The organism is Streptomyces sp. SCUT-3, assembly GCF_014083985.1.
In the GTDB taxonomy this organism is placed as follows: Bacteria; Actinomycetota; Actinomycetes; order Streptomycetales; family Streptomycetaceae; genus Streptomyces_H; species Streptomyces_H thermolineatus.
In genome coordinates, this window is record NZ_CP046907.1 from 509,955 (window position 1) to 531,330 (window position 21,376).

Sequence of the window (21,376 nt, forward strand, 5' to 3'; positions counted from 1 at the left end):
GCCCCGGAGGAAGACGCTTCCCATGACAGCACCCGCATCCCCCGAACCGGCGGTCGACGCCCTCTTCGTCCGGCGCTGGCTGGCCGAGGCCGCGGCCGTCGTCGACCGCGAGGCCGTGCACCTGACGGAGCTGGACTCGGCGATCGGCGACGCCGACCACGGAAGCAACATGCAGCGCGGTTTCCGGGCCGCCGCCCAGGAGATGGAGCAGGACCCGGCGGCCACCCCCGGCGCGGTGCTGGCCGGGATCGGGCGGATCCTGATCAGCAGGGTCGGCGGCGCCTCCGGACCGCTGTACGGGACGCTGCTGCGCAGGGCGGGCAAGGCGCTGGGCGACGCCGAGGAGGTGGCCCCGGAGCAGCTGCGGGAGGCACTGCGGGCCGGGGTCGACGGGGTCGCGCAGCTCGGCGGCGCGGCGCAGGGCGACAAGACGATGATCGACGCGCTGGCCCCGGCGGTCGAGGCGATGGGGTTCGCCCTGGACAAGGGGGCGAGCCTGGTGGACGCCCTGGCCGCCGCCCGGATCGCCGCGGAGGAGGGGGCCGTGGCCACCGTCCCGATGCTGGCCCGCAAGGGGCGCGCCAGTTACCTGGGCGAGCGCAGCATCGGCCACCAGGACCCGGGCGCGACCTCCTCCGCGCTGCTGCTCGGCGCCCTCGCCGACGTCGCGCAGGACGGGGCGCTGTGAACGCCGGGGCGGGCCGGGCGCCCGCAGCCCCGGGGAAGGTCGGGATCGTGCTGGTCTCGCACAGCGCCGCGGTGGCCGAGAGCACCGCGCGGCTGGCCGCCGACCTGTCCGGCGCGCCCGAGCCGGCGCCGGTGGCGGCGGCGGGCGGCGCGCACGACGGCGGGGTGGGGACGAGTTCCGAGGCGATCACCACCGCCGCCCGGGAGGTGGACCGCGGGGCGGGCGTGGTGGTCCTGGCCGACCTGGGGAGCGCGGTGCTGACCGTCAAGACGCTGCTGGCGGAGGGCGGCGAGCTGCCGGAGGGGACCCGGCTGGCCGACGCCCCCTTCGTGGAGGGGGCGGTGGCCGCCGTGGTCACCGCCTCGGTCGGCGGCGACGTGGAGGCCGTGCTGTCCGCCGCGCAGGACGCCTACTCCTACCGCAAGGTCTGATCCCCGGGCCGGGCGCCCGCACCGGCCGCCTCCCCACCGGCCGCTCCCGCCGTCCCCGTGGCCGCCGTCCCCGCCGTCCCTGCCACCGGCCCGGCCCCGCCGGGGCCGGCCGCTCCCGCCTCCCCGGTTCCGGCCGGGGCCGGGCCGGCGGTGCCGCGGGGGCTCAGCGCCCACTTCTGCACGGCCTCCAGCGGCCCGTGGGAGAAGCGGCGCAGCCACAGGCTCGCGCCGAGGGTCAGGACCAGGCAGACCGCGGCCCACAGTCCCATGACCCACCAGGGCCCGGCGCCGTCGAACCGGGCGGCCAGGCCCAGTCCGATGCCGTACGAGACCAGCGCGCAGATCGCGTTCTGCGCGACGTAGGCGGACAGCGCGGTGCGGCCGACGGCCGTCAGGCCCGCGGTGAGGGGGCCGGGGCGGCGGCCCCGGCGGGCGGCGCGGTCGGCCAGGACGCCGATCAGTCCGAGGTAGCCCAGGGCCAGCACGGGGGCGGCCGTGTACCGGCCGAGCATCAGGAAGTCCGGTCCGGCCAGCGCGGCGGCCGCGTTCAGGGGCAGGCCCAGGCCCAGCCCCCAGGCGCACAGGCGGGCACGGATGCGCCGCCCGGCGGCGTCGGGGGCGAAGGCCCCCGCGCGGAACAGCCGCACGCCGAGCAGGAAGAGGAGGACCAGCAGGGGGAAGGAGAGGACCGGTTCGATGCGCAGGGCCGCGAAGTTCTCCAGCCGGAACGCCACCTGGTCGAGGTAGCCGCCGTCGGCGTAGAGGGCGACGGCGCGTTCGTCGGCCGGGGAGGGGGCGCCGCCGTCCCGCCCCGTGCCGGAGCCGTCCGTCAGGAACGCGGCGGTGACCAGGAGCACGAGGGCCAGGTGCAGGCCCGCGAAGGTCCACGCGGCGACGGTGCGGGCGCGTGGGGACCGGCCCAGCAGCCGCGCCACCAGGAGCGCGGTGACCGCGTAGCCCATGAGCACGTCCCAGGCGAAGACCAGGGTGAAGTGGAGTGTCCCCTCCAGGAACAGGAACAGCGCGCGTCGGCGGTAGCGGCCGGGCCACGCCTGTCCGCGGGCGGCGGCCGACTCGTACTGGACGGCCAGGCCGACGCCGAACAGCACGGTCAGCAGGGACAGGAACTTGCCGTCGGCCAGGAACCGGAAGACGCCCTCGGCGACCGACGGGAGCGAGGGGTCGGACAGGACGGACTCCGCCGGGGACGGCATCCCTCCCGAGAGCACCGACCACTCCCCTCCGGGGGCGGTGAATATCCACACGTTGGTCATGAGGGTCCCGAGGATCGCCGCACCGCGCAGGACGTCCAGCAGCGGTATCCGCCGCCGGGCCGCGGGCGGGGAGGGACGGGGAGGGGCGGGAAGGGGCACGGCGGTGTCGCTCATCGTGGTCTCCGGGACGGGCGGGCGGGGTCGTCTCGACGCCTCCCATGCTTCCGGCCGTCCCGGGCCGGGTCGTCGTGTGCGGTGACGAAAGCCGACTGCACCTTTCGGTGCAGTCGGGGCCCGCGCAGGTCCTCCCGGCGGCCCACCGCCCCGGGGATCCCGCACGGAACCGCCCCGGACCGCGGCCGGGCGGCGGGGTTAGGCTGCGGAGCGTTCCACCGCGCAGGAGAGAAGGTCAGAGTATGCGGCACGAGGTGCTGTCCGTTCCGGTCGAGGGCGGCGGGCTGGCGGTCCACCGGTGGGCGGGGGCCCCGGGGGCGCCGGTGGTGGTGGCCCTGCACGGCCTGACGGCCAACGGCCTGAGCTGGGCCCCGGTGGCCGCCGCGCTGGACGGCGCGGTGACCCTCCTCGCCCCGGACCTGCGGGGACGGGCCTGCAGTTCGTCCCTGCCCGGGCCGTACGGGCTGGCCGCGCACGCCCGTGACGTGTCGGCGCTGGTGAAGTGGGCCGGCGGCGTGCCGCTGGTGCTGGCCGGGCACTCGATGGGTGCGTTCGTCGCGGCGGTGACCGCGGCCCGCCACCCGGACGCGGCCCGCTCCGTGGTGCTGGTCGACGGCGGGCTGCCGGTCCCCGTGCCGCGGGGTCAGGACGCGGAGGGGATGAGCGAGGCGCTGGTGGGCCCGGCCGTGCGGCGGCTGTCGGCCGAGTTCGCCTCGCGGGAGCAGTACCGGGGCTTCTGGCGGGCGCACCCGGCGTTCGACGGGTACTGGTCGGACGCGGTGGAGGAGTACCTCCAGCACGACCTGGCCGGCGAGGAGCCGCGCCTGCGGTCGTCCTGCGCGGAGGAGGCGGTCCGCGCCGACGGGGCGGACGTGATGCTCGGTTCCGAGGCGGCCGGTGCGGCCGGGCGGCTGGTCTGCCCGGCCGAACTGCTGTGGGCGCCGCGCGGGTTCATGGACCAGCCGGGCGGCCTGTACGACGAGGAGTACCTGCGGGCGGTGTCCGGCGACTTCCCGGCGGCCGCGCGGTTGGTGCCGGACACCAACCACTACTCGATCCTCACCGGGGAGCAGGGGGCACGCGCGGTGGCCCGCCGCCTGCTCGCCCGCGCGCTGTAGGGCCGCCGGCAGGCCGGGCCCGCGCCGCGGTACGGGCGCGCGGGGCCGTGTCGCGCGGGCCCGTACCGCGGGCCCGTACCGGTCAGACGCCCTTGGGCGGCTCGAACCAGGCGGGCCCGTCGGCCGCGGCGAGCTTGACCAGTTCCACCATCCGCTCCCCGATCGGCGGCAACGCGTCCGGGGAGAACCAGCCGACCTCCAGGGACTCGTCGTCGTTGACCCTGGCGTCGCCGCCGACCGCACGGCAGCGGAAGACGGTGTCCATGTACTGCGAGCGGTCACCGTTGGGGTAGTCGATCGGCGGGGTGCTCCGTACGGCGACGATCCGCTCGGGCACCACGTGCACGCCGGTCTCCTCCAGCACCTCGCGCACCGCGGTGTCGGCGGGCTCCTCCCCCGGTTCGGGGATGCCGCTGATCAGCGCCCACCGGCCGTTGTCGGCGCGGCGGCCGAGCAGGACGCGGCCCTCGTCGTCGAAGGTGACGGTCACGACCCCGGGCAGGAGGAGCAGGTGGTGGCCGCACTTGGCGCGGATGTCGCGGAGGAACGGGGGAATCGCCATGCGCGGAAGCCTAGTTGTCCGGGCCGGGTTGCTCGTTCCGATCGGTGACGATCACCCGTCGGGGGGGCCTGCGGGGACTTTGACCCGGCGCGCGCCGCAGTCACCGCCGCGGTTCCCGGGTTCCCCGCCCCGCCTGTGATCCTTCTCCTCCGTTCTCGGCGGGTCGGCCGTCCGTGCAGCTCATAGGCTCGGGCCGAGGGGATGTCGCGCTGCCGTGCGCTGCGGTGTTCCCGTGCCCGGCCCCGCGTGCGTCCCCCTGTGGCAAGGACGTACGACGAGCCGAGGAGCAGCTCATGGCACTGGAGAACAAGGTCGCGATCGTCACCGGGGGTGCGTCCGGGATCGGTGAGGCCGTCACCCGGACGTTCGTCGCGCGCGGGGCGCGCGTGGTCGTCGTCGACCTGCAGCAGGAGGCCGGGGACGCGCTCACGGCCGAGCTGGGGGACGCGGTGGCGTTCCTGCAGGGCGACGTCTCGGACCGCGCGGTCGCCGACCGGGCCGTGGCCACCGCCGTGGAGCGGTACGGGAAGCTCGACGTGCTGGTGAACAACGCGAGCGCCTCGCGGGTGCGGCCCTTCACCGAGCAGACCGACGACGACTGGCGGCTGGCGCTGGACACCTCGCTCTTCGCCACGCGCAACTTCATGCTCGCCGCGCACGAGGAGCTTCAAAAGACCCGGGGGTCCGTGATCAACTTCGCCTCCGGCGCCGGCCTCGAGGGGCAGCCGAACCAGGCCTCCTACGCGGCGGCCAAGGAGGCCGTCCGCGGCCTGAGCCGCGTGGTCGCCAACGAGTGGGCCGCCGACCAGATCCGCGTCAACGTCGTGTCGCCGATGGCGAGGACGGGGGGCGTGGAGCAGTGGGCCGCCGCGCACCCCGAGCAGTACGCCCTCTCGGCTGCGAAGGTCCCGCTCGGCCGGTTCGGCGACCCGATGGAGGACGTGGCGCCGATCGTGGCCTTCCTCGCCGACGACGACTCCCGGTACATGACGGGGCAGACCCTCATGGCCGACGGCGGCGCGATCAAACTGCGCTGACGCCGGGCCCGGCGGCCCGCCCGCGGCTACGGGCGGGCCGCCGGAGGCCGTTCAGGCGTCGCGGCGGAACAGGGCCGTCCAGAGGAAGGGCTCGCCGAAGTACGGGGACCCGGGCGGTTCGTCGCGCATGCGGCGCAGTTCGACCTCCGTCAGGCCGGAGAAGATCCGGCGCAGGGACTCCGGGGTGTAGGCGAGTCCGCCGTGGAGGCGGGAGTCGCGGTAGAACGCCTCGTCGGGGAGCTCGGAGCCCATCGCTCCGGCCGCGAAGCAGGTGAGGGCGAAGTGGCCGCCGGGGGCGAGGACGCGGTCGAGGAGGGCGAGGTAGCTGATGCGGCGGTGGGGCGGCAGGTGGTGGAAGCAGCCCGAGTCGTAGACCAGGTCGTACGGGCCGTCCAGCCCGGTCGTGGCGGGGGCGAAGGCGTCGCCGCAGTGGAACCGGACGTCGGCGCCGGCTTCGCGGGCGCGCTCCCCGGCCCATTCGACGGCCTTCGGCGAGAGGTCGACGGCGTCCACCAGGCGGCCCGGGGAGGCCAGGTGGAGGGCGTTGCGGCCCGGGCCGCAGCCGAGGTCCAGGACCCGTTCCGGGGCGATCAGGCCCCGGTCCAGGTAGGAGGCCAGGTTCTCGTCCGGCTTGTGCGCGAAGAACGGGACCGGCCTGGAGCGGTCGCCGTAGAAGTCGTCCCACCAGTCGGCCCCGGCGGCCGTCCAGCGGTCGGCCTCCGGGGCGAACAGCCTGTCCAGCAGCCCGAGTACGTCCTCGACCGTGCGTATGTTCCGGTCCATCCGGTCCCCCTTCCACGACGGGTGACACGGTAGTGCCGGACGGCACGCGGCCACGTGCCGGAGCGGACCGCGCGAGGCGCGGGCGGGGCGCCGGACGGCCTGTGCGGGCAGGGGCCGGACCGTCACCCCGGGCCGTGCGCAGCCGCCGCCCGTGCCCCTCGCCGGGGGCCGTCACGGTGCCGTTCCCGGCGGGCCCGGGGCGGGTTTTTCCGACGGGCCGCCAAACGCCCCGGAAGGGTGCCCCGGTCGGGCGGACCGGCCGGGTGCCCGGCCGGGTGCCCGGCCGGGCGGCTCAGCCGGTGGCCAGGACCGTCTCCAGGGTGCGCGCCCACTGGGCGACCACCCCGGCGCGCCGGGCGCTGTCGTCGGTGAGGAGGTTGGCCAGGCCCAGGCCGCGGGCCATGTCCAAGGTGGCCTGGACGGTCTCGCGCACCCCTTCCACGCTCTCGTCCGCGCCGAGGAACTCCACCGCCGCCCGGTGGGTCTCGCGTCCCACCCGGGTCTCCAGGTCGGTGATCCTCGGCCGCAGCTGCTCCTCGTCCGCGGCCGCCACCCACAGGTGCAGGGCGGCGCGGAAGAGCGGGCCGGTGTAGCAGTCGACGAGGACCTCCACCGCCGCGCGGATCCTGTCGGCGCCTTCCGGCGGAAGGGCGGCGACCGCCGCCCGCACCGCGGCGATCCGCTCCTCCGCGACGTACTCCACCGCCGCGGTGAACAGGTCCTCCCGGGTCGGGAAGTGGTGCTGCGCCGCGCCCCGGGAGACCCCGGCGCGCAGGGAGACCGCCGCCACCGTGCTGCCCGCCCAGCCGTGCTCGGCCAGGCACTCGACGGCCGCCTCCAGCAGCCGCCGCCGGGTGGCCCGGCTGCGGTCCTGCTTGGGGGCTCGCTCTGCGGCGGCGTGCGTGGTCACGTCGTGCAGGGTACCCGTGGTGCCCGTCCCGGCCGCGGGCGGCCGGTGGCCGGCCGGGGGCTCCTCCCGGGGGCGGCGCCCCGGTCCGGCGGGCGGACCGTGCCCTCCCGGGCCCCCGGTCACCGCACCCACCGGGGCGGGCGCCGTTGGAGGAAGGCGGTCATGCCCTCGCGGGCGTCCTCGGAGGCGAAGAGCCGGGCCGAGGCTGCGGCCAGGGCCTCGGTGTCGCGGTCGAAGGCGCGCAGCACCCCTGCGGTGGCCAGGCGCTTGGACTCCGCCAGTCCCTGCGGGGAGGCGGCGCGCAGCCCGTCCAGCACCGGTTGCAGGGCCTCGGCCGGGTCGCCGTCGCAGGCCAGGGTGGTCAGGCCGATGCGGGCGGCCTCGGCCGGGCCGAACTTCTCCCCGGTGAGGTAGTAGCGGGTGGCGGCGCGCGGATCCAGGCGGGGCAGCAGGGGCAGGGAGATCACGGCCGGGGCCAGGCCGAGGCGGGCCTCGGTGAAGGCGAACGTGGCGTCCGGCCCGGCGGCGGAGACGTCGCAGGCGCCGAGCAGGCCCAGCCCGCCCGCCCGGACGTGGCCGGTGACCGAGGCGACGACGGGCTTGGGCAGCTCGACGATCGCGCGCAGCAGGGCGGCGAGCCGCAGCGGGCCGGCCGCCGGGTCGCCCGAGACGGCCTCGGAGAGGTCGGCGCCGGCGCTGAAGACGGTGCCGGTGTGGGTGAGCAGCACGCCCCTGGTGCCGGGGTCGGCCCCGGCCTCGTCCAGGGCCCGGTGCAGCTGGTCCATGAGCCGGCCCGACAGGGCGTTGCGGTTGTGCGGGGAGTCCAGGGTCAGGACGGCGATGCCGCGGTCGTCGGTGCGGCGGACCAGGGGCTCGCTGCTGTCGTCCACGGGGGTGTCACTCTCCTTGTCGGGGGGCGGGTACGGCGGGGGCCCCGGCCTGCCGGGCGCGCAGTTCGCGGCGGAGGATCTTCCCGGAGGCGGCCTTGGGGACGGCGTCGACGAATTCGACGGCGCGGACCTTCTTGTAGGGGGCGACCCGGGCGGCGACGTGCTCCACGACCTGCTGCCCGGTCAGGCCCGAGCCGGGCCGGGGCACGACGAACGCCTTGGGCACCTCGCCGCCGTCGGCGCCGGGGACCCCGACGACGGCGGCGTCGGCGACGTCGGGGTGGGTGAGCAGGACGGCCTCGAGCTCTGCGGGGGCGACCTGGTAGCCCTTGTACTTGATGAGCTCCTTGACCCGGTCGACGACGTACAGCCAGCCGTCGGCGTCGACGCGGCCCACGTCGCCGGTGTGCAGCCAGCCGTCGGCGTCGACCGTCGCCGCGGTGGCGTCCGGGCGGCCCAGGTAGCCCTTCATCACCTGCGGTCCGCGGACGAGGATCTCGCCCTCCTCGTCGACCCCCAGGTCGCGGGGGGCTCCGCCCCCGTCCTCCGTCACGCTGACGATGCGCAGCTCGGTGGAGGGCAGGAGCCTGCCGACGGCTCCGGGCGGCGGGTCCTGGGCGTCCAGCGGCACGACGTGGGTGCCGGGCGAGAGCTCGGTCATCCCGTACGCCTGCCGTACCGGGGGCAGGCCCAGGCGGCGGGAGCAGGCCTCGGCGAGGCCGGCGTCGAGCGGGGCGGCGGCGGAGACGATGTAGCGCAGCGAGGACAGGTCGTGGTCGGCGACCGCCGGGTGCTTGGCGAGGGCCAGCACGATGGGCGGGGCGACGAACAGGCCCTCGACGCGGTGCTCGGCGATCGCGGCCAGGAACCGGTCGAGGTCGAAGCGGGGCAGGACGACGACGGTGGATCCGCACCGCAGCGGGTGGTTCATCAGGGCGGTGAGGCCGTAGATGTGGAAGAACGGCAGGACGGCGAGGATGCGTTCGCCGGGCCCGGGGTGGTGCAGGGCGTCGATCTGCAGCAGGTTGGTGGACAGGTTGCGGTGGGTGAGCTCCACGCCCTTGGGGGTGCCGGTGGTGCCGGAGGAGTAGGGCAGCACGGCGGTGTCGCGGACGGGGTCGATGTCCACCTGCGGTTCGGGGTCTTCGCAGGCCAGCAGGTCGAGGACGCTGCGGTGGCCGTCGGCCCGGTCGCACACCAGGATCTCGCGCACCGGGTTGCCGCGGGCCGCGGCGGCCTCGGCGGCGGCCCGGGCGGTGTCCAGGAAGTGGGAGACCGTCACGATCCAGCCCGCCCGGCTGTCGAGGAGCTGGCGGGTCAGGTCCTCGACGGTGGCCAGGGAGTTGACGGTGGTGACGACCGCGCCCGCCCGGACGGCGCCGTGGAAGACGGCCGGGTAGGCGACGGTGTTGGGGCTGTACAGGGCCAGCACGTCGCCCTTGCGCAGCCCGGAGGCGGCCAGGGCGGCGGCGATGCGCCGGGAGAAGGCGTCCAGTTGGCCGTAGGTGACGGTCAGTCCGCCGACGCCGTCCACCAGGGCGGTGCGGTCGGCGAACTCGCCGGCCCGCCCCAGGACGGTCTCGTGGATCGGCCGGTCGAGGACGGGGACGCTCGGGTAGGTGCTGTGGAAGACCACGGTGGCGCTCCTTCCGGCCGGGGGCGGGGGTGCCCGCCGCCGCCGACCACGGTGTCGGCGTTCCTGCCCACCGGGCAGTCGTTGCTCGGGCGCCGTTCGGCGGATCCGTTCGGCGGGGCGCCCGCGGCCCGTCCCGGGACGGCCGGCCGACCGGAGGTGCGGCCGGCGGCCCCGGGCCCCGGAGGTCCCGGAGGTCCCGGAGGTCAGTAGGACTTGGGCAGCCCCAAGGTGTGCTGGGCGACGTAGTTGAGGATCATTTCGCGGCTGACCGGGGCGATGCGGCCGACCCGGGAGGCGGTGAGCAGGGAGGCCAGGCCGTACTCGGCGGTCAGTCCGTTGCCGCCGAGGGTGTGCACGGCCTGGTCGACGGCGTTGGCGCAGGCCTCGGCGGCCGCGTACTTGGCCACGTTGGCGGCCTCGCCGGCCCCGGCGTCGTCCCCGCTGTCGTAGAGGAAGGCGGCCTTCTGCATCATCAGGCGGGCGAGTTCGGTCTCGATCCTGATCCGGGCCAGGGGTGGGCGATGCCCTGGTGGGCGCCGATGGGCTGCTTCCACACCTGCCGGGTGGAGGCGTACTCCGCCGCCCGGCCCAGGGCGTAGCGGGCGAGGCCCACGGAGTAGGCGGCGGCCATGATGCGTTCGGGGTTGAGGCCGGCGAACAGCTGCACCAGGCCGGCGTCCTCGTCGCCGACGAGTGCGTCGGCGGGCAGGCGCACGTCGTCGAGGAAGACCTGGAACTGCTTCTCGGGGGCCTCGATCTCCATCTCGATGGCGCGGTACTCGAAGCCGGGGGTGGTGCGGGGCACGAGGAAGAGGGCGGGCTTGAGCCGCCCGGTGCGGGCGTCCTCGGTGCGGGCGACGATCATGGTGGCGTCGGCGCGGTCCACGCCGGAGATGAAGACCTTGGCCCCGTTCAGCACCCAGTCGTCGCCGTCGCGCCGGGCGGTGGTGGTGATGCGGTGGGAGTTGGACCCGGCGTCCGGTTCGGTGATGCCGAAGGCGAGGGTGACCGAGCCGTCGGCCAGGCCGGGCAGCCAGCGGCGCTTCTGCTCCCCGGTGCCGAAGCGGGCGATGACGGTGCCGCAGATGGCGGGCGAGACGACCATCAGCAGCAGCGGGCAGCCGTTGGCGCCCATCTCCTCCAGGACGATGGCCAGTTCGCTGATGCCGGCCCCGCCGCCGCCGTACTCCTCGGGGAGGTTGACGCCGATGTGGCCGAGCTTGGCGGCCTCGTGCCACAGTTCGTCGGTGTGCCCCTTCTCGCGCAGGGCGTTGACGTAGTAGGCGCGGTCGTAGCGGGTGCCGAGCTGCCGGACGGCGGCGCGCAGGGCGCGGCGCTCCTCGCTCTCGGTGAAGGCGTTGTCGAAGGTGGCGGCCGGTGCGGTCACGGGCGGGGCTCCTCTGCGTCGGAGGGGGCGGTCGGCCGGGGTTCCGGGCCGGCGGGGTCCACGGGGTCCGAGTGGTTCACGGGGTCCGAGGGGTCCGGGGAGTCCGCCGTGACGACGGCGAGGACCGTGCCGACGTCGACCTGGCGGCCGGGGTGGGCGTGCAGTGCGGTGACGGTGCCGTCGGCGGGGGCGGTGACGCGGTGCTCCATCTTCATCGCCTCCAGCCACAGCAGGGGCTGCCCGGCCTCCACCCGCTCGCCCTCGGCGACGGCGACCCGCACGACGGTGCCGGGCATGGGGGCGAGGAGGGAGCCGGGGGCGGTGCGGCCGCCGGGTTCGGGGAAGCGGGACACGGCGGTCAGGGTCAGGCGGGCCCCGGGGGTGTCGACCCAGACGGTGTCCCCGCGCCGGGTGACGGTCCAGGTGCGGCGCACTCCGCCGGTCTCCAGAACCACGCGGTCGGGCTCGGCCCGCACCACGCGGGTGCCCGGGCGGTCGAGCAGGACGGGCCCGGCGCGGCCGGTGCGGTAGCGCACCGTGTGCTCGGTGTTCCCGGCCAGGTAGCGGGCGGTGTGCGGGACGGAGGGGACGTTGCGCCAGCCCCCGGCCCGGCCGGCGACCGCGGGGGCGCGCAACCTGCGGTGCGCCTGGTCGGCCAGGGCCGCGGCGGCCGCGCACAGCGACTCCGCCTCCGCCCGTTCCTGCGCCTGCTGCTCGCCGGGGCCGGTGAGTTCGCCGTGGTGGCGGGTCAGGAAGGCGGTGTCGGCGCGGCCCGCGGCGAACTCCGGGTGGCGCAGGATGCGCACCAGCAGGTCGCGGTTGGTGCGGGGGCCGTGGATGCGGCTGCGGTCCAGGGCGTGGGCGAGGCGGCGCAGCGCCTCGGCGCGGGTGGGGGCCCAGGCGACGGCCTTGGCGAGCATCGCGTCGTAGTGCACGCCGATGTCGCTGCCGTCCTCCACGCCCGGGTCCAGCCGCAGGCCGTGGTCGGCGCCCGCGACGGCGCTGAAGCGGGCGGTCACCCCGGGGACGTCGAACAGGTGCAGCCGTCCGGCCTGGGGCTGCCAGCCGCGGGCCGGGTCCTCGGCGTACAGGCGGGCCTGGACGGCGTGGCCGCGGGGCGCGGGCGGGACGGGCGCGGGCAGGGGGCGCCCTCGGCGATGCGGATCTGGTGGGCGACCAGGTCCAGGCCGGTGACGCACTCGGTGACCGGGTGCTCGACCTGCAGGCGGGTGTTCATCTCCAGGAAGAAGAACCGGCCGTCGGGGGCGAGGAGGAACTCCACGGTGCCGGCGCCGGTGTAGCCGACGGCGCGGGCGGCGTCGGCGGCGGCGCCGTGCAGGGCGGCGCGCAGCGCGTCGTCCAGGCCGGGGGCGGGGGTCTCCTCGACGACCTTCTGGTGGCGGCGCTGGACGGAGCAGTCGCGCTCCCCCACCGCCCAGACGGTGCCGTGGGCGTCGGCGAGGATCTGCACCTCGACGTGGCGGCCGGCGGGCAGGTAGGGCTCGAGGAAGACCTCCGAGTCGCCGAAGGCGGCCTGCGCCTCGGCGCGCGCCGCGGCCAGCTCCGTCTCCAGGGCGGCGAGTTCGCGCACCACCCGCATGCCGCGTCCGCCGCCGCCGGCGGCGGCCTTGACCAGCAGCGGCAGGTCGTCGGCGGTGGCCTCCGCCGGGTCCGGGGCGGTGGCCACGGGCACGCCGGCGGCGGCCGCGATCCGCTTGGCCGAGGTCTTCGACCCCATGGCGGCGATGGCCTCCGCTGAGGGCCCGATCCAGGTGAGCCCGGCGGCGGTGACGGCGCGGGCGAAGTCGGCGTTCTCGGACAGGAAGCCGTAGCCGGGGTGGACGGCGTCGGCGCCGGCGGCCTCGGCGGCCTTCACCAGCAGGTCGGCCCGCAGGTAGGTGTCGGCGGGCGTGCTGCCGGGCAGCCGCACGACGGCGTCGGCCTCCGCGGCGTGCGGGGAGCCTTCGTCCGCGTCGGAGCAGACGGCGACGGTGGAGATGCCCAGGTCCCGGCAGGTGCGGAAGACCCTGCGGGCGATCTCGCCGCGGTTGGCGACCAGTACGGAGCCGATCGTGCGCCCGGTGCCGGCGCCCGTCGCGCCTCCGGTGCCGGTGCCCGTCGTGTGCCCGGTGTCGGATCCGGTCGTGCGTCCGGTGTCGGTGCCGGTCATGTGCTCGGTGTCCCCTCGCATCGTTTCCCTCACATCCGGAAGGTGCCGAAGCCGCCGCGCACGCCCTGCACGGGCGCGCCGTGGACGGCCGACAGGCACAGGCCGAGGACGGTGCGGGTGTCGCGCGGGTCGATCACGCCGTCGTCGTAGAGCCGGCCGGACAGGAACATCGGCAGCGACTCGGCCTCCACCTGCTGCTCGACCATGGCGCGCAGGGCCGCGTCGGCCTCGTCGTCCCAGGGGCGCCCCTTGGCCTGCGCGGACTGGCGGGCGACGATGGACAGCACCCCGGCCAGCTGCGCCGGGCCCATCACCGCCGACTTGGCGCTGGGCCAGGCGAACAGGAACCGCGGGTCGTAGGCCCGGCCGCACATGCCGTAGTGGCCGGCGCCGTAGCTGGCGCCGATCAGCACCGAGATGTGCGGGACGCGGCTGTTGGAGACCGCGTTGATCATCATGGCGCCGTGCTTGACGATGCCGCCCTGCTCGTAGTCGGTGCCGACCATGTAGCCGGTGGTGTTGTGCAGGAACAGCAGGGGGATGTCGCGCTGGTTGGCGAGCTGGATGAACTGGGCGGCCTTCTGGGACTCCTGGCTGAACAGCACGCCCTGCGCGTTGGCCAGGACGCCGACGGGTAGCCGTGCAGGCGGGCCCAGCCGGTGGCCAGGCTGGGGCCGTACAGCGGCTTGAACTCGTCGAAGTCGCTGCCGTCGACGATGCGGGCGATCACCTCGCGCGGGTCGAAGGGGGTCTTGAGGTCCTCGGGGACGATCCCGAGGAGCTCCTCCTCGTCGTACTTCGGCGGTTCGGGCGCGGGGTCGGCCGGGGGCGGCCCCTGCTTGCGCCACTCCAGGCGGGCGACGATGCGGCGGGCGCGGCGCAGGGCGTCGGGTTCGTCGTCGGCGAGGTGGTCGGCCAGGCCGGAGGTGCGGGCGTGCATCTCGGCGCCGCCGAGGGTCTCGTCGTCGGCGTCCTCCCGGTGGCCATCTTCACCAGGGGCGGTCCGCCGAGGAAGACCTTGGAGCGTCCGCGCACCATCACCGTGTGGTCGGACATCCCCGGCACGTAGGCGCCGCCGGCCGTGGAGTTGCCCATGACGACGGCGATCGTGGGGATGCCGGCGGCGGACAGCCGGGTCAGGTCGCGGAAGAGGGCCCCGCCGGGGACGAAGATCTCCTTCTGGCCGGTCAGGTCGGCCCCGCCGGACTCGACGAGGTTGATCACCGGGAGCCGGTTGGCCAGGGCGATCTCGTTGGCGCGCAGGGCCTTGCGCAGCGTCCAGGGGTTGCTGGCGCCGCCGCGCACGGTGGGGTCGTTGGCGGTGATCAGGCACTCGGTCCCCTCGACGGTGCCGATGCCGGTGACCAGGGAGGCGCCGACGGGGTAGTCGCTGCCCCAGGCGGCGAGCGGGGACAGCTCCAGGAACGGGGTGTCGGGGTCGAGGAGCAGTTCGATGCGTTCGCGGGCGGGGAGCTTGCCGCGGCCGCGGTGTCGCTCGGTGTACTTGGGGCCGCCGCCGGCGACGGCCTTGTCGTGCTCGGCCCGCAGCGCGTCGAGCTTGTCCAGCATCGCGGCGCGGGCCGCGGCGTACTCCGCCGAGGCGGTGTCCAGGGCGGTGGCCAGGACGGTCACAGCAGTGCCTCCGGTATGTCGAGCCGGCGCGAGCGGAGCCATTCGCCGAGCGCCTTGGCCTGGGGGTCGAAGCGGGCCTGCGAGGCGACGCCGTCGCCGAGGAGCCCGTCGATGCGGAAGTTGACGGCGCGCAGGTTGGGCAGCAGGTGGCGGGTGACGGGCAGGCGGGCGGTCTCGGGGAGGAGTTCGCGCAGCAGGGCGGGGTGAGGGTGTGGGCGAGCCAGCGCCAGGCGTCCTCGGTCTCGGTCCACGCCGACGTTGGCGCTGCCGCCCTTGTCGCCGCTGCGGGCGCCGGCGACCAGGCCGAGGGGGCCCGGCGCACGGGGCCGGGCGGCAGCGGCTCGGGCAGCGGCGGCTCCGGCGGGTCGGCGAGGGGCCGGCCGGCCGGGGCGGGGCCGATGCGCAGCCGCCGCCCGTCGGGCAGGACGGCGGTGTGCTCCACGGCGGCGGCGTCGACGAAGGCGGCCTCGAACACCCCGTAGGGGGCGGCCTTGCCGGGCGGGGCGGTGAGGTGGAAGCCGGGGTAGGAGGCCAGGCCGAGTTCGACGGCGGCGCCGGTGACCGCGCGCCCGACGGCCTCGGGGTCCTCGTCGCGCACGACCAGCCGCAGCAGTGCGGACGCCTCCTCCTCGGCGGCGGCGTCCGGGTGGTCGGTGCGGGCCAGGGTCCAGCGGACCTCCGCGGGGCGGCGGTCGGCGAGCGCGGCCTCGGTCTGCTCGCGCACCAGCGCCGCCTTGGCCTCGACGCCCAGGCCGGTCAGGACGAAGACGACCTCGTTGCGCCAGCCGCCGAGCCGGTTGAGGCCGACCTTGAGGGTGGGCGGCGGGGCCTCGCCGCGCACCCCGTCGATGCGCACCCGGTCGGGCCCGTCCTGGCTCAGGCGGACGGTGTCCAGCCGGCGGTGACGTCGGGCCCGGCGTAGCGGGGGGAGTCGGTCGTACAGCAGCTGGGCGGTGACGGTGCCGACGGTGACGGCGCCCCCGGTGCCGGGGTGCTTGGTGATCACCGACGACCCGTCGGCGTGCAGCTCGGCCAGGGGAAGCCGGGGCGGCGCACGTCGTGGCGTTCGAAGAAGGCGTAGTTGCCGCCGGTCGCCTGGGTGCCGCACTCCAGGACGTGGCCGGCGACGACGGCGCCGGCGAGCCGGTCCCGGTCGTCGGCCGCCCACCCGAAGTGCGCGGCGGCCGGGCCGGTCACCAGGGCGGCGTCGGTGACCCGCCCGGTGACCACGACGTCGGCCCGGCCCGCAGGCAGGCGGCGATGCCCTCCCCTCCCAGGTAGGCGTTGGCCGCCAGGGCGCCGCCGGGCAGGCCGAGCGCGGCGGCGCGGGGCAGCAGGTCGTCGCCCTCGACGTGGGCGACGCGCACCGGCAGGCCCAGGCGCTCCGCCAGCTCCCGCAGGGCGTCGGCCAGGCCGGACGGTTCAGCCCGCCCGCGTTGGTGACGATCCGCACGCCCTTGTCGGCGGCGGTGGCGAGGTTCTCCTCCATCTGCCGCAGGAAGGTCCTCGCGTATCCGCGGGAGGGGTCCTTCATCCGGTCGCGGCCGAGGAGGAGCATGGTCAGTTCGGCGAGGTAGTCGCCGGTGAGGACGTCCACCGGGCCGCCGTGGAGCATCTCGCGGACGGCGTCGGCGCGGTCCCCGTAGAAGCCGGAGGCGTTGGCGATGCGCAGCGGCCCGGTCATCCCCGCTCACCCGCCGTCGCCCGCTCCCCCGCCGTCGCCCGCTGCTCCGCCGTCCGCTCCGCCGGCTCCCGCTGCCCCGTCCGATGCTCCCCGGACGGCTCCTGCCGGGGTGCGCGTCCCCGCCCGGGGGGCCCGGCGAAGGCCTGGGCGATGTCCAGCCAGCGGTCGGCGTCCGCGCCGCGGGCGCTCAGGGCCAGGTCGGCGCGGTTCCGGCGCCGGGTGACCAGCAGGCAGAAGTCCTCCGCCGGGCCGGTGACCGACTGGGCGGCCCCCGGGGGCCGAAGGCCCACACGGTCCCGGGCGGGGCCGTCCCCTCCGGCGGGGTGAGTTCCACGCGGAACTCCTCCCGCGGGGGCTCCAGGCCGTGCACGAAGTGGGCGTAGTCCCGGGCCCGCACGCCGATGCGGGCCACGTGCCGCAGCCGGGCGGTGGGGGCGCTGTGCACGGACAGGGCGTCGGCGACGTCCTGTCCGTGCGCCCAGGTCTCCATCAGCCGGGCCGTGGCCATGGAGGCGATGCTCATCGGGGGGCCGAACCAGGGCAGCCGGGTGCCGGCGGGGGCCGCGCGCAGCGCAGCGTCCAGCGCGGTCCGCCCCTCCCGCCAGCGGTGGAGCAGGTCGGCCGGGTGCGCCCGGGCCCCCTCCTCGGCGCCGTCGTCGACGTGCCGGTCGACCGCGGCCAGCGCCTGCTCGACCTCGCGGGCGAATCCGGCGGGGTCGGTGGCGGCCAGCAGGGCGCGCTCGTCGGTCCAGGCCAGGTGGGCGATCTGGTGGGCGACCGTCCAGCCGGGGGCCGGGGTGGGGGTGCGCCAGCCCTGCTCGTCGAGGCCTGCGACGAGGCCGTCCAGTGCGGACGTCTCGTCCGCCAGGTCGTCGAGCACCGGTTCCGGGTCGGCCATCGCCGATCCCCCTCTCGCCGCCGTGCACCAGGTGGTGACGCGCCCCCGGGCCGGGGCGCCGGTGACGAGCGTGGCAGCAGCACGGGAAACAAGCAAGCGTGCTTGCATGCTTTTTTCCGACCGGCCCCCGCAGGGTCCGCAGGATGCGGCGGGGGCCGGCGGACCCGGCGGGCGGGGCGGCACCGTTTCGAACCCTCCACCCGGGGCACCCGTGGACCGCGGGACCCGACCGACAAGGGAGGCACCAATGTCAACAGGGACCCTCGTGACCGTGGTCGTGGTCGTCCTCGTGGTCCTGGCCGCCCTCGCCGCCGTCGTGTTCGTCCGGCGGAGGAACCGCAGGCGGCTCCACGAGCGCTTCGGCCCGGAGTACGAGCGGACCGTGGAGGCCCACGACGACCGCCGCCGGGCCGAACACGAACTGCGGGAACGGGAGAAGCGCCACGACGCGCTGGACATCCGGCCGCTGCGCCCGGAGACGCGGGACCGCTACGCCCGGGAATGGACCAGGGTGCAGGAGGAGTTCGTCGACCGTCCGGACGGCGCCGTGCACGAGGCGGACCGGCTGGTGACCGCGCTCATGGGCGAGCGCGGGTACCCGACCGAGGGTTTCGAGCAGCAGGTGAGGGACCTGTCGGTCGAGCACGGGCGCACCCTGGAGCACTACCGGGCGGCCCACGAGGTCAACGGACGCAGCACCGGCGGGAGGGCGACCACGGAGGAACTGCGGGGCGCGATGGTCCACTACCGCGCACTGTTCGACGAACTGCTCGAGGACGGCAGCGGGCCGCGGAGCGCAAGCCGCCCGTGACCCGTCCGACACCCGGCCGCGCCGGCTCCGCACACGCCGGGCGGCCGTCCCCACGGAGGTGAGGACATGCAGCAGAACCCCATGACCGGGCGCGAGGACGAGCCCCTGACCACGGAGGACATCGCACACCCCCAGCAGGACACCGGAGTGCAGGACACCGGCGGGCCGGCCGGAGCACCGCTGTTCCCCGGCGAGGCGGCGACCGCCGAGACCGGGCAGATGCCGGAGGCGCCTCCGGGGTCGCGGGGCGGAGTCTCCCCCGGGGAGGAACCCTCCCCGGGGGCCTCTCCGGGAGGCGGCGGGGAACCGGGCCCCGGCCCCGCCGGGACGGCGGAGAAGCCGTCCGGCGCGGCCGGAGGAGCCGGGGAGGACCGGCCGCTCCTGGGGGACGAGGAGGGCGAGGGCTTCCGCTCCCGGTGGCAGGAGATCCAGAGCAGGTTCGTCGACGACCCGCGGGAGGCGGTCCGTTCGGCGGACGCGCTGGTGGCCGAGGTGATGCAGGAACTGGCGGCGACCTTCTCCGGCCACCGGCAGGGCCTGGAGGACCAGTGGAACCGCGGCGAGCAGGTGGCCACCGAGGACCTGCGGATCGCCCTCCAGCGCTACCGGTCCTTCTTCAACCGGCTGCTCAGGACCTGAGCGCCGGGCCCCGAGCCGTGCCCCGCGCCGGGCGCCCCGGTCCGGGTGGCGTCCGCCCGGGCCGGGGCTCCGGGGGCGGGCGCCCCGGGGGCGGGGTCAGGCCGGCAGGCCGGCGCCGGCCGCGAGCAGGCGGCCCTCGGCGTACCGGGCCGCCTCGGCGGGCAGCACGGCGGTGCGGCCGCTGAGCAGGACGGTCAGCGAGCCGGTGCCGTCGCCCCCGGTGCGGATCTCCGACAGGGCGCCCAGGCGCCGCAGCGCCTGGACGGCGACGGCCTCGGCCGATCCGTAGAGGGCGACCGGCGGCCCGCCGGGGCGGCCGACAGCGTCGCGGATGCGGCCGGCGACCAGTTCGTAGTGGGTGCAGCCCAGGACGACGGCCCGCACGTCCCGCGGGGTCAGGGCGGCCGCGGCGGCGACGGCGGCGTCGATCGCCGCCTCGTCGGCGGACTCGACGGCGTCGGCCAGGCCGGGGCAGGGGACCTCGGTGACGTGCGCGCCGTCGCCGAAGTCCTGGATCAGGCCGCGCTGGTAGGCGCTGCCGGTGGTGGCGGGGGTGGCCCAGATGGCGATCCGGCCGCCGCGGGCCGCGGCGGGCTTGATCGCGGGGACGGTGCCGATCACCGGGACGTGCGGCTCCAGCTCGGACCGCAGCGCGGGCAGGGCGTGCACCGACGCGGTGTTGCAGGCGACGACCAGGGCGTCGGGGCGGTGCGCGGCCGCGGCGCGGGCGCAGGCGAGTGCGTGCTCGGTGAGGTCGGCGGGGGTGCGCGGGCCCCACGGCATGCCGTCGGGGTCGCTGGAGAGGACGAGGTCGGCGTCGGGGCGCAGCCGCCGCAGTGCCGCGCCTGCCGCGAGCAGCCCGATACCGGAGTCAACGAGCGCGATCTTCACGCAGCAACCTTATGCGATCCGCCCGCCCGTCCCCGGGGGAGGGCGGCGGGCCGCAGGACGGCCGCGGGCGTCCCCGACGGTCCTCCCGCAAGGCGGTGCGGGCCCGTCCGGACACCCCCGCCCGGAGACGGGCGTACCCCTCGGTAACCCGTCGGACGCAGGACTTTTACGTGAACATTGCGCAGACCGGTGACCGATTTCACAGGATTCACCCGCGTTGGTGACCTCGGACCGTGCGAGCCGGGAAAAATCGCCCCCCTGTCCGTCTCCCAATAGCCCACGGCGTGGCTTAACTTATGCGCTATGACCTCCCCCCGCGGCACCTACGGCGGCGGCTACTACTCCTCGCCCGCCTTCGCTGACACTCCCATCTACGACAGGCTCGTCTCTGAGCGGGGCACCCCTCAGATCGCGCCGATACGCGTGCCGGCCGCCTACGACACGGGCAGCCACCTGCCCGCGCTCCCCTCGGCCCTGCCGGCGCTGCCCCCCGCGCCGTCCGCCGGCGGCTACCACACCCCCGCGCACGGCACCACGGGCGGCTACCCGGCCCCGCCGCAGCCGGCCGCGGCCTACCAGCCGCAGCCCCCGGCCCCGAGCATGCCGGCCCCCTACATCCCGCAGCAGGCGGGCCCTTCCCGCGGCTACTCCGCGGGCGGCTACCAGGGCCAGCCCCAGTCGCCGTACCAGAGCAACGGCGCCGGCTACGACACCTCGCGCCCCGTGCCGCCGCGGCCCCTGCCGCCCCGGCAGGTGCCGGCGCCCTACAACTACGCGGAGGACCCGTACCGCCGGTCCGCCCAGGGCTACTAGGCGACGGGCACCCGGGCGGGGACGGAGGTCGCTCCCACCCGGCATGATGTCGGCATGACGGCGACTCACGAACTCGTTTCCCTGCACCTCTATCCGGTCAAGTCGCTCGCCGGGGCGTCGCCACGGACCGCGGTCGTCGAACCGTGGGGGCTGCGCGGGGACCGCAGGTGGATGCTGGTGGACGCCTCGGGGCAGGTCGTCACCCAGCGGGAGCACGCGCGGATGGCCCTCGCCACCGCGGCCCCCGCCGCGGAGGGCGGGATACGGCTCGAGGGGCCGGGCGCGGAACCGCTCGAGGTGCCCGTCCCCGACCCGGGGCGGGGCACGGTGCGGGTGCGGATCTGGCAGGACGAGGTGGAGGCGGTCCCTGCACAGGAGGCGGCCTCCGCCTGGTTCGGCGAGCTGCTCGGCGCCGAGGTGCGGCTGGTGCACATGGACGCGCCGGGGAGCAGGCGGCCGATCGACCCCCGCTACGCGAGGCCGGGCGAGACCGTCTCCTTCGCGGACGGCTTCCCGCTGCTGCTCACCACCACCGCCTCCCTCGACGCGCTCAACTCCCTGGTCGCACAGGGGGACTTCCCCGAGCAGGGGCCGCTGCCGATGGACCGCTTCCGGCCGAGCGTCGTCGTGGCGGGGGGCACGGCCTGGGAGGAGGACGGCTGGCGCCGGGTCCGCATCGGCGAGGTCGTCCTGCGCGTGGCCAAGCCGTGCGGCCGCTGCGTGATCACCACGACCGACCAGCGCACCGGCGAGCGCGGCAAGGAGCCGCTGCGCACCCTGGCCCGGCACCGCCGGATCGGCGACAGGCTGGTCTTCGGCCAGAACCTGGTCCCCGAGAACGGCGGGACGCTGCGGGTGGGGGACCCGTTCACGGTCCTGGAATGATCGTTGCGGGGACAACCCGCCCCCGGCCGCTGCGTCCTGTCCCGGGGGACGGTTTCCGCGCGCACGATGCGCGCGGGCAGGGACGAAGGCGCATGATCGAGGTGCGGGGGGAGACCCGTTCGA

The 21,376-nt window shown here is 76.2% G+C and carries 16 protein-coding genes and 7 pseudogenes; 8 read left to right on the plus strand and 15 right to left on the minus strand.

All coding sequences use genetic code 11. The features are described 5' to 3' along the window. Nucleotides 1–22: 22 nt before the first annotated feature. Together dhaL and GQS52_RS02285 are read left to right on the plus strand one after the other, a co-directional pair. The gene (gene dhaL / locus GQS52_RS02280) at nucleotides 23–688 is read left to right on the plus strand and encodes a dihydroxyacetone kinase subunit DhaL (RefSeq protein WP_182311424.1); all 666 of its coding nucleotides are present in this window, start codon (nucleotides 23–25) and stop codon (nucleotides 686–688) included. Continuing rightward, nucleotides 685–1,119 carry a PTS fructose transporter subunit IIA gene (locus tag GQS52_RS02285; protein WP_182311425.1) on the plus strand — a complete coding sequence of 145 codons (435 nt, stop codon included), beginning with the start codon at nucleotides 685–687 and terminating at the stop codon, nucleotides 1,117–1,119. The genes dhaL and GQS52_RS02285 overlap by 4 nt, the downstream gene beginning before the upstream one ends. Here GQS52_RS02285 and GQS52_RS02290 read toward each other — a convergent pair. Next, a complete protein-coding gene (locus GQS52_RS02290) occupies nucleotides 1,104–2,507 on the minus strand; it encodes a DUF418 domain-containing protein (RefSeq protein ID WP_220472728.1) in 1,404 nt (467 codons plus the stop codon). The genes GQS52_RS02285 and GQS52_RS02290 overlap by 16 nt on opposite strands. A 242-nt stretch (nucleotides 2,508–2,749) precedes the next feature. On the opposite strand from GQS52_RS02290, the gene GQS52_RS02295 reads away from it, so the two are divergent. Then, on the plus strand, nucleotides 2,750–3,625 hold the full coding sequence (locus GQS52_RS02295) for an alpha/beta hydrolase (protein WP_182311426.1): 876 nt from the start codon (nucleotides 2,750–2,752) through the stop codon (nucleotides 3,623–3,625). Nucleotides 3,626–3,707: 82 nt separating this feature from the next. Here the strand turns inward: GQS52_RS02295 and GQS52_RS02300 are convergent, their stop codons facing one another. Further along, on the minus strand, nucleotides 3,708–4,187 hold the full coding sequence (locus GQS52_RS02300; RefSeq protein WP_182311427.1) for an NUDIX domain-containing protein: 480 nt from the start codon (nucleotides 4,185–4,187) through the stop codon (nucleotides 3,708–3,710). Between the two features lie 293 nt (nucleotides 4,188–4,480). Here GQS52_RS02300 and GQS52_RS02305 point away from each other — a divergent pair, with 293 nt between their 5' ends. Then, on the plus strand, nucleotides 4,481–5,224 hold the full coding sequence (locus tag GQS52_RS02305) for an SDR family oxidoreductase (RefSeq protein WP_182311428.1): 744 nt from the start codon (nucleotides 4,481–4,483) through the stop codon (nucleotides 5,222–5,224). 51 nt (nucleotides 5,225–5,275) lie between these two features. Here GQS52_RS02305 and GQS52_RS02310 read toward each other — a convergent pair whose 3' ends face one another. The 12 genes and pseudogenes from GQS52_RS02310 to GQS52_RS02350 form a co-directional block, all read right to left on the minus strand. Continuing rightward, the gene (locus GQS52_RS02310; RefSeq protein WP_182311429.1) at nucleotides 5,276–6,007 is read right to left on the minus strand and encodes a class I SAM-dependent methyltransferase; all 732 of its coding nucleotides are present in this window, start codon (nucleotides 6,005–6,007) and stop codon (nucleotides 5,276–5,278) included. Between the two features lie 292 nt (nucleotides 6,008–6,299). Beyond that, entirely contained in the window at nucleotides 6,300–6,917 is a 618-nt protein-coding gene (locus tag GQS52_RS02315) for a TetR/AcrR family transcriptional regulator (protein WP_182311430.1), read from the minus strand. A 119-nt stretch (nucleotides 6,918–7,036) separates the two neighbouring features. Then, the gene (locus GQS52_RS02320; protein WP_182311431.1) at nucleotides 7,037–7,807 is read right to left on the minus strand and encodes an enoyl-CoA hydratase family protein; all 771 of its coding nucleotides are present in this window, start codon (nucleotides 7,805–7,807) and stop codon (nucleotides 7,037–7,039) included. Nucleotides 7,808–7,814: 7 nt separating this feature from the next. Continuing rightward, entirely contained in the window at nucleotides 7,815–9,443 is a 1,629-nt protein-coding gene (locus GQS52_RS02325) for a 4-coumarate--CoA ligase family protein (protein ID WP_182311432.1), read from the minus strand. 203 nt (nucleotides 9,444–9,646) lie between these two features. Next, nucleotides 9,647–10,830: pseudogene (locus tag GQS52_RS02330) on the minus strand (acyl-CoA dehydrogenase family protein). Continuing rightward, nucleotides 10,827–12,901 (minus strand): annotated as a pseudogene (locus GQS52_RS02335) (biotin carboxylase N-terminal domain-containing protein). Before GQS52_RS02335 ends, GQS52_RS02330 begins: the two co-directional pseudogenes overlap by 4 nt. Before the next feature lie 128 nt (nucleotides 12,902–13,029). After that, nucleotides 13,030–14,632, minus strand: a pseudogene (locus tag GQS52_RS02340) (carboxyl transferase domain-containing protein). Beyond that, the gene (locus GQS52_RS28330; RefSeq protein ID WP_346268217.1) at nucleotides 14,629–14,883 is read right to left on the minus strand and encodes a hypothetical protein; all 255 of its coding nucleotides are present in this window, start codon (nucleotides 14,881–14,883) and stop codon (nucleotides 14,629–14,631) included. The pseudogene GQS52_RS02340 and the gene GQS52_RS28330 overlap by 4 nt, the downstream one beginning before the upstream one ends. Before the next feature lie 482 nt (nucleotides 14,884–15,365). Further along, nucleotides 15,366–15,740 (minus strand): annotated as a pseudogene (locus GQS52_RS28335) (acyclic terpene utilization AtuA family protein); the annotation flags it as partial. Next, nucleotides 15,635–16,146 (minus strand): annotated as a pseudogene (locus GQS52_RS28340) (acyclic terpene utilization AtuA family protein). The pseudogenes GQS52_RS28340 and GQS52_RS28335, both read right to left, overlap by 106 nt. After that, nucleotides 16,110–16,316: pseudogene (locus GQS52_RS28345) on the minus strand (acyclic terpene utilization AtuA family protein); the annotation flags it as partial. The pseudogenes GQS52_RS28340 and GQS52_RS28345, both read right to left, overlap by 37 nt. Then, nucleotides 16,313–17,214 (minus strand): annotated as a pseudogene (locus tag GQS52_RS02350) (TIGR03084 family metal-binding protein). The pseudogenes GQS52_RS02350 and GQS52_RS28345, both read right to left, overlap by 4 nt. Before the next feature lie 247 nt (nucleotides 17,215–17,461). On the opposite strand from GQS52_RS02350, the gene GQS52_RS02355 reads away from it, so the two are divergent. Together GQS52_RS02355 and GQS52_RS27270 are read left to right on the plus strand one after the other, a co-directional pair. Further along, on the plus strand, nucleotides 17,462–18,025 hold the full coding sequence (locus GQS52_RS02355; protein ID WP_182311433.1) for a hypothetical protein: 564 nt from the start codon (nucleotides 17,462–17,464) through the stop codon (nucleotides 18,023–18,025). A 66-nt stretch (nucleotides 18,026–18,091) separates the two neighbouring features. Then, complete coding sequence (locus GQS52_RS27270) at nucleotides 18,092–18,664, plus strand: hypothetical protein (protein WP_259370520.1); 573 nt, start codon at nucleotides 18,092–18,094, stop codon at nucleotides 18,662–18,664. 96 nt (nucleotides 18,665–18,760) lie between these two features. Here GQS52_RS27270 and GQS52_RS02365 read toward each other — a convergent pair whose 3' ends face one another. Next, entirely contained in the window at nucleotides 18,761–19,555 is a 795-nt protein-coding gene (locus tag GQS52_RS02365) for an aspartate/glutamate racemase family protein (RefSeq protein ID WP_182311434.1), read from the minus strand. 303 nt (nucleotides 19,556–19,858) lie between these two features. On the opposite strand from GQS52_RS02365, the gene GQS52_RS02370 reads away from it, so the two are divergent. Together GQS52_RS02370 and GQS52_RS02375 are read left to right on the plus strand one after the other, a co-directional pair. After that, nucleotides 19,859–20,368 carry a DUF6643 family protein gene (locus GQS52_RS02370; protein ID WP_182311435.1) on the plus strand — a complete coding sequence of 170 codons (510 nt, stop codon included), beginning with the start codon at nucleotides 19,859–19,861 and terminating at the stop codon, nucleotides 20,366–20,368. A gap of 54 nt (nucleotides 20,369–20,422) precedes the next feature. Then, on the plus strand, nucleotides 20,423–21,253 hold the full coding sequence (locus tag GQS52_RS02375) for an MOSC N-terminal beta barrel domain-containing protein (RefSeq protein ID WP_182311436.1): 831 nt from the start codon (nucleotides 20,423–20,425) through the stop codon (nucleotides 21,251–21,253). The last annotated feature ends 123 nt before the right edge of the window (nucleotides 21,254–21,376 follow it).